Source organism: Pseudomonas sp. PME37.24/006 (genome assembly GCF_055556635.1).
In genome coordinates this window covers 58,268-71,270 of record NZ_JBVHNL010000004.1, presented here as the reverse complement: position 1 = coordinate 71,270, position 13,003 = coordinate 58,268, and the positions used below count along the sequence as shown (strand labels likewise).

The following is a 13,003-nucleotide window of genomic DNA, read 5'->3' as shown; positions in this document are numbered from 1 at the left end:
GGCACTCGGTAAGTCAGGTGAGCGAGGGAACGGGTTGTTCGGCTAACTGGTCGGCCAGGCGCACAAATGCGGCCAGATCCAGCTGTTCCGGGCGCAAGCTGCCATCGACGCCTGCCGCTTCGATCTCGCTGGCTGGAAGTAGAGCCTTGAGCGTGTTGCGCAGGGTCTTGCGGCGCTGATTGAACGCCTCGCGCACTACACGTTCGAGCAGATGGTGATCCTTGGCCGGGTGGGGCAACTGTTTGTGTGGTGTCAGGCGGACGATCGCCGAATCTACCTTGGGGGGCGGATTGAAGGCGCCGGGGCCGACGTTGAATAGGTGCTCCACTGAACAATGGTACTGCACCATGATCGACAACCGCCCCCAGTCACCGCCGCCGGGGCCGGCAGCCAAGCGCTCGACCACTTCCTTCTGCAGCATGAAGTGCATATCGCGGATCAGGTGGGCATTGGCCAGCAGGTGGAAAATCAGCGGGGTGGAGATGTTGTAGGGCAGGTTGCCGACGACGCGCAGGCTGTTGGGTTCGGCTTGCAGGCGTGCGAAATCGAACTTCAAGGCGTCGCCCTGATTCAGGCGAAAGCGTGGCTCTCCACCGAATTTTGCCTCCAGGATGGGGATCAGGTCGAGATCCAGCTCAATCACGTCGAGTTGTGCACCGCTGTTTAGCAGCCCTTCGGTGAGGGCGCCCTGGCCTGGGCCGATCTCCAGCAGGTGTTCGTTATCGCGTGCATGGATGGCACGCAGAATGCGATGAATCACCCCTGCATCATGAAGAAAGTTCTGACCGAAACGTTTGCGCGCACGGTGTTGGTAGGGCTCGGACATCAGAAGCAGCTCCAAGCTTCAAGCTGCAAGCGTCAAGCAAGAGCGTAAAGCGATCAGGCGAAAACGCGCAGTTTAGCAGGGAACGACCGTCAAGCGCTTTGCTGAAGGACTCTGTAGGCTTCAGGTGCTGCGTGTATCGCTGCTTTGGGCCATTTCATAGGCCGTCTCCAGTGCCACCTGCAGGCTGCCGCAATCGATTCGTCCAGTGCCGGCCAGATCCAGCGCGGTGCCGTGATCGACCGATGTGCGGATGATCGGCAAGCCCAAGGTCACGTTCACCGAAGCCCCGAAACCTTTGTATTTGAGCACCGGCAATCCTTGGTCGTGGTACATGGCCAGCACCGCATCGCAGTGATCCAGGTGTTTGGGGGTAAACAGTGTATCGGCGGGCAATGGGCCGATCAGGTTCATGCCCTCTGCGCGCAATTGCTGCAGCGCCGGCTCGATCACGTCGATTTCTTCGCGGCCCAGGTGGCCACCTTCGCCTGCGTGTGGATTGAGGCCGCAGACCAGGATGCGCGGCTCGGCAATGCCGAACTTGTCACGTAGATCGGCGTGCAGGATGCGTGTCACACGCTGCAGACGCTCATGGGTAATCGCGCTTGCCACGTCTTTGAGCGGCAGATGCGTCGTCACCAGGGCAACGCGTAATCCCCGCGTCGCCAGCATCATCACCACCTGTTCAGTGTGAGTCAGCTCGGCGAGAAATTCGGTATGGCCGGAAAAGGCGATGCCTGCATCGTTGATCACACCTTTATGCACGGGCGCCGTGATCAAGCCTGCGAAGTAGCTGTTGATGCAGCCCTGCCCGGCGCGGGTCAGGGTTTGCAGCACATAGGCAGCGTTGGCTTTATCCAGGTGGCCGGTTCTGACTGGCTCGGCCAGCGGGGTGTCCCATGCATACAGGCTGCCGGCGGCGGCCGGTTGCTGTGGCCATTGACCAGGGCCGGTTTCGATCAGTGCGATATCCAGGCCCAGCTCCATGGCGCGCTCACGTAGCAACGCGGCGCTGGCGATACAGATCAGAGCATGCGCCTGGGGCTCGCGGGCAAGCAGCAGGCATAAGTCAGGGCCAATACCTGCAGGTTCTCCGGGAGTGATGGCGAAGCGCAGGCAGTTGGGCATGATCAATTCTCGAAGGCAGGTCGCTAGCGATTCTAGCGCAGGCGGAAATGAAAAAGCCCGGCGCTGGGCCGGGCTTAGTCGTGCAGCATACAACCAAGCTTACAGCTTGGTCTCCACGTAGGCTTCATCGCGGATCTGGCGCAGCCAGGTCTGCAGCTCTTCCTCGTACTTGCGGTTGCGCAGCAGATTCAGCGCCTGTTGCTCGCGCATCTGCTCGCTGCTGTCGGTGGCGCGCCGGCCCATGACCTGCAGCACATGCCAGCCGAACTGGCTCTTGAACGGTTTGGAGACTTCCCCGCTGGCGGTGTTGTTCATCACTTCGCGGAACTCAGGCACCAAGGCGTTCGGGTCAATCCAGCTGAGGCTGCCGCCGTTGAGTGCAGAGCCCGGGTCTTCGGAGAAGCTTTTCGCCAGTTCGGCGAAGTCTTCCCCAGACTGGATGCGCTGGTAGAGACGCTCCGCGAGAACCTGAGCTTCGGCTTCGCTGCGGATCTCGCTGGGTTTGATCAAGATATGGCGCACGTTGACTTCGTCACGTACGGCTGCAGCCTCGCCACCACGCTTCTCGAGCACCTTGAGCAGAATGAAACCGCCCGGTGTGCGGATCGGCTCGCTCACGTCGCCAACGCTCATTGCGCCAAGCATGCTATCGAAAGGCGGCGGCAGTTGAGCCGCTTTGCGCCAGCCCATGTCACCGCCTTCCAGCGCCGTTTCACTGGCCGAGTTGGCGATGGCCAGTTGGCCGAAGTCGGCGCCCTGACGCGCTTGCTGGTAGATGTCCTGGGCGCGACGTTCGGCGGTCTGCAGGGCATCGGAAGAAGCGTCTTCCTGCACCGGGATGACGATGTTGGCCAGGCGGAACTCTTCGGAAAGTTGCATCTTGCCCAGGTCGGAAGCCAGGAAGTTTTTCACTTCCTGATCCGTTACCTGAATGCGCTCGGCCACGCGGCGCTGGCGCACGCGGCTGATGACCATTTCACGGGAAACCTGATCACGTGCTTCATTGAACGACAAGCCGTCCTGGGCCAAGGCAGCACGGAATTGCTCGATGCTCATGCCATTGCGCTGGGCAATGGTGGTGATGGCCTGGTTGAGTTCTTCGTCACTGATGCGAATGCCGGAGCGCTCGCCCATCTGCAACTGAATATTCTCGATGATCAGACGATCCAGTACTTGCTGGGCCAGGACATTGGCCGGTGGCACCTCGGCGCCGCGCTTGGCGATGGTCTGTTGAACCTCGCGGACACGGGCGTCGAGTTGGGTCTGCATGATCACGTCGTTGTCGACGATCGCTACCACGCGGTTGAGGGGCTGTACATCGGCGTGTGCCGCGGTACCCAGAAACAGCGCGCCCAACAGCAGCGGGCGCACGCACTCAGAAAGCTTGATCTTCACGTTCACGATAACCTTGAATGCCTTGGTCGAGGAATGTCTCAACGTTGCTGCCAGTCACGCCGCCCAGGCCTTTGAGGACGATTTGCAGGAAGATGCCGGTGTCTGGTTCATCGTTACGCGATGGATTGAGGCTGACCTCGTCGTAGTCGATCCAGTAACGGTTGATGACGCGCAGCTTCCAGCAGCAGCTGTCGTACTCGAAGCCGCCGAAGGCTTCCAGGGTACGGTTGCGGCCGTAGTCGTACTGCCAGCGGGAAATGACGCTCCACTGCGGGCCGAGTGGCCAGATGACGGAGAAGTCGTGCTGGCTGATCTTGTAGTAGTCCTTGATGAAGTTGGGGTTCGCCGAGCCATTTGGCAGGGTAGGTCTGCCATAGTCGCCACCATAGCTCCACTCGCCAGTACTCTGATCGAAGCGCATTGTGTCGTTACGGTAGCGATAGCCGGCGTTGACGATCTTGCGTGGATTGTCTGCGGGCTGGTAATGGAACATGGCGCTGCCCGAGCGGGTACGGCGGCTATCCGGATCCCAGTTGAAGTCCGAGGTGAAGCGCCAGTCCTGGTTGTAGCGGTACATATATTCCAAGGCGTAGGGCGAAACGTCTGAGGTGTAATCAGAGCGGTCTCGCAGACGCTGAGTGTTTGGAAGGCCCCGATACGAATCAGGCATGGTCACTTTGCGATCTTCAAAATAGAAGGCCTGGCCGATACTGAAGCGCTGACGCTCAAAACCGTTCGCTTCGATCCAGCGACTGGTTACGCCCAAAGACAACTTGTTCTCGTCGCCGATACGATCCTTGCCGCTGAAACGGTTCTCGCGCCATAGCGATGCATAGCTGAAGCTGCTTTCGCCAGTGTCGAATACCGGGATATCTGTCTGATCTTCCTCGGGGACATAGAGGTAGAACAGGCGTGGTTCGAGAGTCTGGCGAGCTTCACGACCGAACAGCGAGGTGTCGCGGTCGAAATACAGACCACTGTCGACGCTGAACAGCCCGACGCCGCGGTTCTGGCTACTGCTGTACTGCTGCTCTGTAAGCAGGGTGTTTTTGCCTTGTTGGTCAAGATCCAGATCGTAGCTGGTCTGCATGTATTTGACCTGTGGCTTGAGGAAGCCCCAGCTCCAGTCCAGCGGTAGGCTAACCGCCGGCTCGACATGCATACGAGTGCCGTTCGCTCGGGCTAAACCCCTGAGTCGAGCATCGTGCCAGAGCCCCTCGATCTCACCATTTTCGTTGATGAAGTTGCCGCTGCGCAGATCACGGTCGAAGCGCACCAGTTCCGTGCCGTAGGTAAAGTTGAAGCCACCCGGCTCAACTGGAAGTTTGCCATCGAGGGTGATTTGCGGCAGACGGTTATAAGGGGTCAGATCGGTAATGGTGGCCAGCTCATAGGCATGAGCATTGAGCCGCGCGGTGTAGCTACTGCCGCGCCAGGTCAGGGTGCCGCGCTGGTTGACGTAGCGGGTGGTATCGATACCCAGGTCAGTGCTCAGATCCTGGAAATAGTAAGGATCGCTGATATCGGTGTAATCAACTTCGGCCAGCAAACGGTCATTCAAACCCTGCTTGTGCTGCCAGCTGTACATCCAGCGCTTATCTGTGTAGTCCGACTGCAGTTTACGGTCGTCATTGCTGTCATCGAGATAAGCGGCACCTACCTGACCTTCACTGTTGCGGGTCAGGTAGCGGAACTCGCCTTCTAGCAGCAGGCCCCGGTCGGCCATATAGGTCGGATACAGGGTGGCGTCGAAGTTCGGCGCCAGGTTGAAGTAGTACGGCGTCTGCAGGGTCAGACCGCTGTCGCTTGAACTACCGAAACTGGGTGGCAGGAAGCCGGACTGGCGACGGTCATCGATCGGGAAGTAGATATACGGTGTGTAGAACACCGGGAAATCCTTGACCCGCAGGGTGACGTTGGTCGCGGTCCCGAAACCCGTGGCTGGGTTCAGGGTGATGTTGTTACCCGTCAGGTGCCACGCGTTGCTGCCAGGCTCGCAGCTGGTGTAGGTGCCATCCTTGAGGCGGATGATTGCGGTTTCTTCGCGCTTGGCGTAGGCCGCGCTGCCACGTACGTGAGCGGCATGCATCACGTATTCGGCGTTTTCGATTTGCGCTTCACCATTGTCCAGTTGCAGCTCGGCACGGTCACCGACGACCAGGGCGCCTTTGTCGCGCAGGCGCACATTGCCGACCAGCTCACCACGATTTTCTGCCTGATGCAGGTTGGCTTCGTCAGCCTCGACCTGCATGCCAGCCTGGCGCACGACCACGTCACCCGCGAGGGTGGCGACCTGCTCTTCCTGCTGATAGCGAGAAGCCTTGGCCGACACGAACATCGGCGCTTCGCTCATCGGCGTAGTGTCGTTCATGCCTGGGCGGCTCGGCTCGATATAAGAGCCAGAGCAGGATGGGCCGATCTCGGCCAGCTGCGCGCTGGTCAGTTGCTCGCGCGGCACCCAGTCCAGGTGACTGTAATCAGCGCTGCGTGAAGCCAGCGCTCTGCCACCACTTTCGGTGACTTGCGTTGGCGCGGCCTTGGTCTCAGGCTTAGCAGCTGCCGCAGTAGCCGTGCCTGCGCTCACCGCATTGGTGCTGTGCGTCGGGCGAATAGGCAGATTGGCCGTACTGGTTTTAGGCGCACAGGCCCAGCCGCCGGTAGGCGATGCCTGACAGTTGAACTGTTCGGCAGCTGTGGCGAATGGGCTGGCGAAAGGCTGAAGGGCCAACAGGCCGCCCGTTACCAGAAGCGGGAATTTCTTGCGAAAAGCGGGGTATTTTACTGCCATCTTGTTTTCCGGGCTTCCTGTGCGCTTTTGGCCCCAGGGGCCGCACGCCTCTCGATGGGCTGAAAAAGATGCTGGATAATAAAGCATGACCCGCGCAACGGCTAGCGCCGTCGGAGACCCTTGTAATGCCTGATCAAGATGTACGTCTGCAGCGTCTGCAACAGTGGCTGGCGCCCCAGTTGCAGGAATTATTCGCTTCAAAACACTGGGGAGAGGTGCCACATGCCTCATTGCAGCCAGCCAGTAGCGACGCCAGCTTCCGCCGATATTTCCGTTGGCAGGCCGCTGGCCGCAGCCTGATCGTGATGGATGCGCCGCCGCCGCAGGAAAATTGCCGACCGTTCGTCGATATCGCCAGCTTGCTGGCACGCGCCGATCTCAACGTGCCGCTTATCCATGCCGCGGATCTCGAGCAGGGCTTTCTGCTGCTCAGCGATCTTGGCCGACAGACATACCTGGATGTGATCGACAGCGACAACGCCGACAGTCTGTTCAGCCCCGCAATCGACGCATTGCTCGCCTATCAGCGGCTGCCGATGGACGAACCATTGCCGCACTACGATGACGCCTTGCTGCGCCGCGAGCTGCAATTGTTCCCGGATTGGTATGTTGCCCGAGAGCTGGGCATTACCTTCGATGCCGCGCAGCAGGCCGCCTGGGGGCGTATTTGTACGCTGCTGATCGACAGTGCCCTGGCCCAGCCCAAGGTGTTGGTGCACCGCGACTACATGCCGCGCAACCTGATGATCAGTGAGCCCAACCCCGGCGTGCTGGACTTTCAGGACGCCGTCTATGGCCCCGTCACCTACGACATCACCAGCTTGTTCAAGGATGCCTTTCTCAGTTGGCCGGAAGCGCGCGTGCAGGCCTGGTTGGAAGATTATTGGCAGCAGGCCCGTGCAGCAGGCATACCGGTGCAGGACGATGTGCAGGACTTTCTGAGGGCCAGCGACCTGATGGGCGTGCAGCGCCACCTCAAGGTGATCGGTATCTTCGCGCGCATCTGCCACCGGGACGGCAAGCCGCGCTACCTGGCGGATGTGCCGCGTTTCTTCGCCTATATAGAAGCGGTACTCGGCAGGCGGCCGGAACTGGCAGAGCTTGGCGAACTGATTTCCCAGCTCAAGCAAGCTGCGGGGGCTGCCCGATGAAGGCGATGATCCTCGCCGCCGGCAAGGGCGAGCGGCTGCGGCCGCTGACGCTGCATACGCCCAAGCCCCTGGTTAAGGCCGCCGGTGTGCCGCTGATCGAATACCACGTGCGGGCTCTGGCTCGTGCCGGTTTTACCGAGCTGGTGATCAACCACGCCTGGCTCGGCCAGCAGATCGAGGATTATCTTGGTGATGGCGAGCGCTATGGCGTAAGCATTCACTACTCGCCCGAGGGCGAGCCGCTGGAAACCGGCGGTGGGATCTTCAAGGCGCTGCCGCTGCTGGGTGATGAGCCTTTCGTGGTGGTCAATGGCGATATCTTCACGGATTACGATTTCGCCAATCTGCGCCGTCCGCTGAGCGGGCAGGCGCATTTGGTGCTGGTGGACAACCCGCCTCACCACCCGAAAGGCGACTTCCAGCTGCAGGGCGGCCAGGTCGAAGATGCCGTCGCAGGCCGCGACAGCTTCACCTACAGCGGTATCGCCGTGCTCAGTGCGGCGCTGTTCGCTGATTGCCAGGCGGGAGCCTTCAAGCTCGCTCCGTTGCTACGCAACGCCATGCTGGCAGGCGAGGTGAGCGGTGAGCGTTTCTCCGGGTGCTGGGTCGATGTCGGTACCCACGAGCGGCTGGCCGAAGTCGAACGCCTGCTGACGGGCGAGCGCTGAGATGTACTGGCCACTGACGCTGGTAGGTGCCGTGGCGGGCTATGCACTGGCGAGCATCCCCGGGCTGCTGCTCGGCGGGCTGCTGGGGCAGGTACTCGACCGGCGCCTCGGTCTGCGTGGCTGGAAGGTGTTGGGGGAGCGACTGCGTAGCTCATCAACCGTGGGTGATGAACACTTGCTGTTCGTCATGCTTGGCCGCTTGGCGAAAAGTGATGGCGTGGTGCAGCAGGCGCATATCCGCCAGGCCCGTGCCGAGATGCAGCGGCTGGCCGTCGGCGAGTCAGCCAAGGCAGCAGCCATCGAGGCATTTTCCCGGGGCAAGACGGGGCAGGATAATCTGCGTGGCGCTCTACAACGCCAGCGCGCCGATGCGGATGCACTATTGCGAGCCTGTTGGCGCATGGCCTGGGCCGATGGCAAGGTGGGGCAGGCCGAGCGCGAACTGATTCTGTTGTGGGGGAAGTGGTTGGGTGTTTCAGCCGATGTCCAGGAGGCGTTGAGTGCGGACTGCTCGCCGCGTCGTGGCCCACCAACTGCGGCCCCCGATGGCTATCAGCAGGCGCTGAGGCTGCTCGGTGTAAATGCCGACAGCGATGCTCTGCAGATCAAGAAAGCTTATCGCCGCCTACTCAGTCGTCATCATCCGGACAAAATCGCTGGTAGTGGCGCATCGCCTGAGAAGGTGCGTGAAGCAACCGAAGCGACCCGCGAACTACACAATGCCTATGCGCTGATTCGCCAGCGCCGCGGATTCCGCTGAGCAAGCCTGTCGCGTAGTCGGGCGCTCATCCGGCTCAGCGATAGCGCAACGGTGGCGCTGCGAACTGCTTACTTGCCGCCCCCCACCTGCTTATCCAGCCAACCGCGCAGGCGTCTGAACAATTGCTCTTCGGCTACGCGAGGGTTGCCCGGTAGAGCGTCCAGGCCAATCTGGACGTAAGTGGGTTGCTTCTGTCGCTGACTGAGCTGCTTGCGCAATAGCGCGGCCTGTCGAGCGGTAGGGCTGTCGCGGTAATAGAAGTCACCGACACTGGCCTTGAGTTGCGCCAGCAGGTCATTGATCGGCGAATCGAAGCCTTCTGGCTGGCGGATATCCACCAACAGCAGGTTGGTGATGTTGGCGGGTGTACGTTCGGCGATATAGCGGGCGGCCCAATAGGCGCCGCTGCCGTGGCCCAGCAGTACCACCGTCTTGGCTTGTTGTTGCGCGGCAAAGGCGATGCCTGCATCGATTCGGGCGAACACGCGCTCGACATGCGCGGTGCGCGCGGCCTCTGCGCTCTGGGCTGGCTCGGTAGCTGGTGCTGGTGTCGGCTCGGGCGTGGCCGGCTCCGCAGATTTCTCGGCCGGCGCCTCGCCCGCCGCCGCGGGCGGTTCGGCGACGCGCAGCGGAAGGTTGGCGCCCTGAGGATCCGGTAGGCTCAGACTCAAACTGTGCCAGCCGGTATCCGGCAGCTTTTGCCGCAAAGGGCCGATGACCCTTGGCGCATCGGCACTCTCCTCATCACCCGGCAGCAGAACCACTGCTCCCTTGGGGGCTGGATCATTGGCTGGCAGCCAGAGCGCGAGAAACGGCGTACCGGCGGCGTCGAGCTGTTGTTGTTCACTGGCGGCCAGCTGACGCTCAAGGGCCAGTGCTTCGAGGTCACTGCGTTCTGCCAAGGGCGCGCGTTGCTCGGGCTTGGCTTCAGTTTTTTCGCCGGCTTCGGCCGGTGGGCTCTGATCGCCCAGGGCAGGCATGCAGCCTGACAGGAGCGCAAGGCACAGCACGTAGCGTGGCGAGTGTCGAAAGCGCGTCATCGTATGGCTCGCATGTGGATAGCGCTTAGAGACTAGGGTCTGTTGGCGTTTCAGTGCAAGGCGCGGCCTTGTCGAAAGCATGGTGCTCGCCAACTTGTCGTGGATTTATCGGATCCTGATGTAGCCTAATGCTGCCTTTGCGGCGGGCGTTCGCCCCCCACTGTCTCCTTGCTTTTTCGGTGCCCGAGCATGATCCACCGCTGGCTGTTTCTCCTGCTGCTGAGCTTGCCGACCGTGCTGTGGGCGGATGAGTCGCCGCCTGCGCGCGCGCCGATCTTCGATGTCGAGCAGCAGCAGTGGCTCGCCAGCCACCCCATATTGCGAGCTGGGGTGGTATTGCAGGCGCCCTATGCCCAGCTCGACCGTCGCGTGCACCGTCTCACGGGCGCCAATGTCGAGATGATGAATACGCTGGCCGCGCTGATGGGTGTGCAACTGCGTTGGCGAACCTTCCAGACTCAGGAAGAGCTGGAACAGGCGTTGCACAACGATCAGATCGACCTCGCCAGTGGCCTTGGCCAGACGCCCGCAGGGCTGCGTCGCTGGGTATTTTCCGACCCTTTCCTGCGCGTGTCGCATTTGCTGATTGGCGAGCGGGACAGCAGTGGGGCGGTCGATCTGGAGCAGCTCGACGGACGCTCGCCCATTGCCTTGAAAGTGTCGGAGGCGGTGCTCGATTACCTGCGCAGCAGCTACCCGAAACTCAAGTTGGATACCGTCAGTTCACCGCGTCAGGCCCTGCAGCGGGTGCTCAATCAGCAGGCCAACTACGCGGTGCTCGATGAAGCGCAACTAGGCCGTCTATCCCGTGAGCCGGAGTTTCTTGGTCTGGCGATCGTCGGCGATATCGGTTTTCCACAGCTGCTGCGCGTCGCCACCCGGCGTGACTGGCCGGAGCTCTCGGCCATCGTCGATGTTGCGCTGCGCAGCGTGTCCGCCCGCGAGCTGGATGATCTGCACAACCGCTGGCTGCCGCCGAGCTACCTGCAGCAGGAAGGCTCATCGAGCTTCTGGCGTGGTATCAGCCTGCTGCTTGGCCTGCTGCTGATCTTCGCACTATTGCTGGCGCTGTTGATGAGGCGTCAACGCGACACCCTGGAGTTTCGTCTGCTCGCCGCGCGTCACGAGATCGAACTGCGTGAGGTCGCCCGCGATGCACTGCGGCTGTCGCAATTTTCCATCGACAACAGCACGGTGGGCATTCTCTGGGTCAATTGGGACAGCCATGTGCGTTACGCCAATCGTGCGGCGGAGGCGATGCTGGGCTGCCGCAGCGGCGGCGTGGTCGACCGGCCATTGAGTGATTTCGAGCCGAACCTGAACATGGATCGCTGGCTCAACCTGTGGCGGTTGGCGCGCAGTGGTGACGAGCGGCCGCCGAGCTTCGAGACCGAATGCCTGCGGGTCGATGGCAGCCGTTTGCCGGTGGACGTATCGCTGAGTTTTCTGCAGTACCGCGATACCGAATACCTGGTGGTGTTTATCACTGATGTCACCGAGCGCCGCCGTGCCCTGGCCGCGCTGCAGGAGAGCGAGGCGCGGCTGCAGGGCATCGCTGCCAACGTGCCCGGCGTGGTATTTCGCCTGGAGCGCGCGCGTCCGGGTGATTTGGCGCTATTCGCCTTCATCGGCGAGGGCAGCGAAAGCCTGGTCGGCTATCGGGCATCGACATTGCTGGCGCCCGATCATGGCTTACGCAGCCTGGTGCATCCGGACGACAAGGCCGATTACCACCGCGTCCAGGATCGCGCCTTCGACAGCGACAGCGACTGGCACTGGCAGGGACGCATGCTCACCCACCTCGGCGAGTCGCGCTGGGTTGACATCAAGGCCATGGCCCGGCGCATGGCCGATGGTCGGCTAATCTGGGACGGGGTGGTCTGGGACATCAGCGAGAACAAACGCAACGAGCTGGCGCTGGCCGAATCGCAGGTGCGTCTGCGCGATCTGTCGGCGCACCTGGAGAGCGTGCGTGAGGAGGAGAAAGCACGCATCGCCCGCGAAGTGCACGACGAGCTGGGCCAGGTGCTGACCGTACTCAAGCTGGAAACCTCGATGTGCGAACTGGGTTACGCCGATCTTGACCCCGGCCTGCGTGATCGCCTGAACAACATGAAGAAGCTGATCGCCCAGTTGTTCCAGTTGGTGCGCGATGTGGCCACCGCGCTGCGCCCGCCAATTCTGGACGCGGGCATCGCCTCGGCCATCGAGTGGCAGGCGCGGCGCTTCGAAGCGCGTACGCAGATTCCCTGCCTGGTCGAAGTGCCGGAGAACGTACCGCCGCTTAGCGATGCCAAGGCGACCGGGTTATTTCGCATCCTGCAGGAGTCGCTGACCAACGTTATGCGCCATGCCGATGCGCATACGGTGACAGTGCGCCTGGAGCTGCTGGGCGACAGCTTGCGCCTGTCGATCAGTGACGACGGCCGTGGTTTCAATCCAGCTGCGGTACGTACCGATTCCTTTGGACTGGTGGGCATGCGCGAGCGCGTGCTGATGCTCGGCGGACAATTGACCCTCGACAGCCGTCCCGGCGAAGGTACTCTGTTGCGGGTCAGGGTGCCGCTGCATGAGTGTGTGCCCAATGACTGAGCAGAGGTTGAGCACGTGATCCGAGTACTGGTGGCCGAAGACCACACCATCGTCCGCGAAGGCATCAAGCAACTGATCGGCATGGCCCGCGACCTGCAAGTGGTCGGCGAGGCGAGTAACGGTGAGCAACTGCTGGAAACCCTGCGTCACACGCCCTGTGAGGTGGTACTGCTGGATATCTCCATGCCTGGCGTCAACGGTCTGGAGGCGATTCCGCGGATTCGCGCATTGCCCCAAGCTCCGGCGATCCTGGTGCTGTCGATGCACAACGAAGCACAGATGGCGGCCCGTGCGCTGAAGGTCGGCGCTGCCGGTTACGCTACCAAGGACAGCGATCCGGCCCTGCTGCTCACCGCGATTCGCAAGGTTGCTGGTGGCGGTCGCTACATCGACCCTGATCTGGCTGATCGTATGGTCTTCGAGGTTGGCCTGACTGATGCACGGCCGCCCCACGCGCGACTTTCCGAGCGCGAGTTTTCGGTGTTCGAGCGCCTGGTACAAGGTGAGGGCGTCAACGAGATCGCCGCCCACCTGGCACTCAGCAGCAAGACCATCAGCACCCACAAGGCGCGCCTGATGCAGAAGCTCAACCTGCATTCAGTCGCTGATCTGGTGCGCTACGCGGTCGAGCACAAGCTGGTCTAAAAGACCGGGTTAT

10 protein-coding genes are annotated in these 13,003 nt (G+C 61.6%); 5 read left to right on the top strand and 5 right to left on the bottom strand.

The annotated features are described in order from the left end of the window. Nucleotides 1-13: 13 nt before the first annotated feature. From rsmA to ACZ3GY_RS16445, 4 genes are all read right to left on the bottom strand, one after another. Nucleotides 14-826, bottom strand: a complete 813-nt coding sequence (gene rsmA, locus ACZ3GY_RS16460; protein WP_465911117.1) for a 16S rRNA (adenine(1518)-N(6)/adenine(1519)-N(6))-dimethyltransferase RsmA — start codon at nt 824-826, stop codon at nt 14-16. A gap of 120 nt (nt 827-946) precedes the next feature. Beyond that, the gene (gene pdxA / locus ACZ3GY_RS16455) at nt 947-1,951 is read right to left on the bottom strand and encodes a 4-hydroxythreonine-4-phosphate dehydrogenase PdxA (RefSeq protein ID WP_465911116.1); all 1,005 of its coding nucleotides are present in this window, start codon (nt 1,949-1,951) and stop codon (nt 947-949) included. Nucleotides 1,952-2,050: 99 nt separating this feature from the next. Continuing rightward, complete coding sequence (locus ACZ3GY_RS16450) at nt 2,051-3,346, bottom strand: peptidylprolyl isomerase (RefSeq protein ID WP_463562437.1); 1,296 nt, start codon at nt 3,344-3,346, stop codon at nt 2,051-2,053. After that, nucleotides 3,327-6,134 (bottom strand): LPS-assembly protein LptD, encoded by a 2,808-nt coding sequence (locus ACZ3GY_RS16445; RefSeq protein ID WP_465911115.1) that lies wholly within the window; start codon nt 6,132-6,134, stop codon nt 3,327-3,329. Before ACZ3GY_RS16445 ends, ACZ3GY_RS16450 begins: the two co-directional genes overlap by 20 nt. A 125-nt stretch (nt 6,135-6,259) precedes the next feature. Here ACZ3GY_RS16445 and ACZ3GY_RS16440 point away from each other — a divergent pair, with 125 nt between their 5' ends. The 3 genes from ACZ3GY_RS16440 to ACZ3GY_RS16430 are packed head-to-tail and all read left to right on the top strand — an operon-like array spanning nt 6,260 to nt 8,713. Continuing rightward, a complete protein-coding gene (locus tag ACZ3GY_RS16440; RefSeq protein WP_465911114.1) occupies nt 6,260-7,285 on the top strand; it encodes an aminoglycoside phosphotransferase family protein in 1,026 nt (341 codons plus the stop codon). Beyond that, nucleotides 7,282-7,953, top strand: coding sequence for an N-acetylmuramate alpha-1-phosphate uridylyltransferase MurU (gene murU, locus ACZ3GY_RS16435; protein WP_465911113.1), 672 nt, complete (start codon nt 7,282-7,284; stop codon nt 7,951-7,953). Before ACZ3GY_RS16440 ends, murU begins: the two co-directional genes overlap by 4 nt. Before the next feature lies 1 nt (nt 7,954). Continuing rightward, nucleotides 7,955-8,713 carry a DnaJ domain-containing protein gene (locus ACZ3GY_RS16430; protein ID WP_465911112.1) on the top strand — a complete coding sequence of 253 codons (759 nt, stop codon included), beginning with the start codon at nt 7,955-7,957 and terminating at the stop codon, nt 8,711-8,713. Nucleotides 8,714-8,781: 68 nt separating this feature from the next. Here the strand turns inward: ACZ3GY_RS16430 and ACZ3GY_RS16425 are convergent, their stop codons facing one another. Beyond that, the gene (locus tag ACZ3GY_RS16425; protein ID WP_465911111.1) at nt 8,782-9,753 is read right to left on the bottom strand and encodes an alpha/beta hydrolase family protein; all 972 of its coding nucleotides are present in this window, start codon (nt 9,751-9,753) and stop codon (nt 8,782-8,784) included. A gap of 189 nt (nt 9,754-9,942) precedes the next feature. On the opposite strand from ACZ3GY_RS16425, the gene ACZ3GY_RS16420 reads away from it, so the two are divergent. Continuing rightward, a complete protein-coding gene (locus ACZ3GY_RS16420; protein ID WP_465911110.1) occupies nt 9,943-12,345 on the top strand; it encodes a PAS domain-containing sensor histidine kinase in 2,403 nt (800 codons plus the stop codon). 15 nt (nt 12,346-12,360) lie between these two features. Continuing rightward, the gene (locus tag ACZ3GY_RS16415) at nt 12,361-12,990 is read left to right on the top strand and encodes a response regulator (RefSeq protein ID WP_463562431.1); all 630 of its coding nucleotides are present in this window, start codon (nt 12,361-12,363) and stop codon (nt 12,988-12,990) included. Nucleotides 12,991-13,003 lie beyond the last annotated feature (13 nt).

Excerpts from the sequence above, each read along its gene's own strand:
- ACZ3GY_RS16440 (WP_465911114.1), top strand. The coding sequence starts at position 6,260 with ATGCCTGATCAAGATGTACGTCTGCAGCGTCTGCAACAGTGGCTGGCG.
- murU (WP_465911113.1), top strand. The coding sequence starts at position 7,282 with ATGAAGGCGATGATCCTCGCCGCCGGCAAGGGCGAGCGGCTGCGGCCG.
- rsmA (WP_465911117.1), bottom strand. The coding sequence starts at position 826 with ATGTCCGAGCCCTACCAACACCGTGCGCGCAAACGTTTCGGTCAGAAC.
- pdxA (WP_465911116.1), bottom strand. The coding sequence starts at position 1,951 with ATGCCCAACTGCCTGCGCTTCGCCATCACTCCCGGAGAACCTGCAGGT.
- ACZ3GY_RS16430 (WP_465911112.1), top strand. The coding sequence starts at position 7,955 with ATGTACTGGCCACTGACGCTGGTAGGTGCCGTGGCGGGCTATGCACTG.
- ACZ3GY_RS16425 (WP_465911111.1), bottom strand. The coding sequence starts at position 9,753 with ATGACGCGCTTTCGACACTCGCCACGCTACGTGCTGTGCCTTGCGCTC.
- ACZ3GY_RS16420 (WP_465911110.1), top strand. The coding sequence starts at position 9,943 with ATGATCCACCGCTGGCTGTTTCTCCTGCTGCTGAGCTTGCCGACCGTG.
- ACZ3GY_RS16445 (WP_465911115.1), bottom strand. The coding sequence starts at position 6,134 with ATGGCAGTAAAATACCCCGCTTTTCGCAAGAAATTCCCGCTTCTGGTA.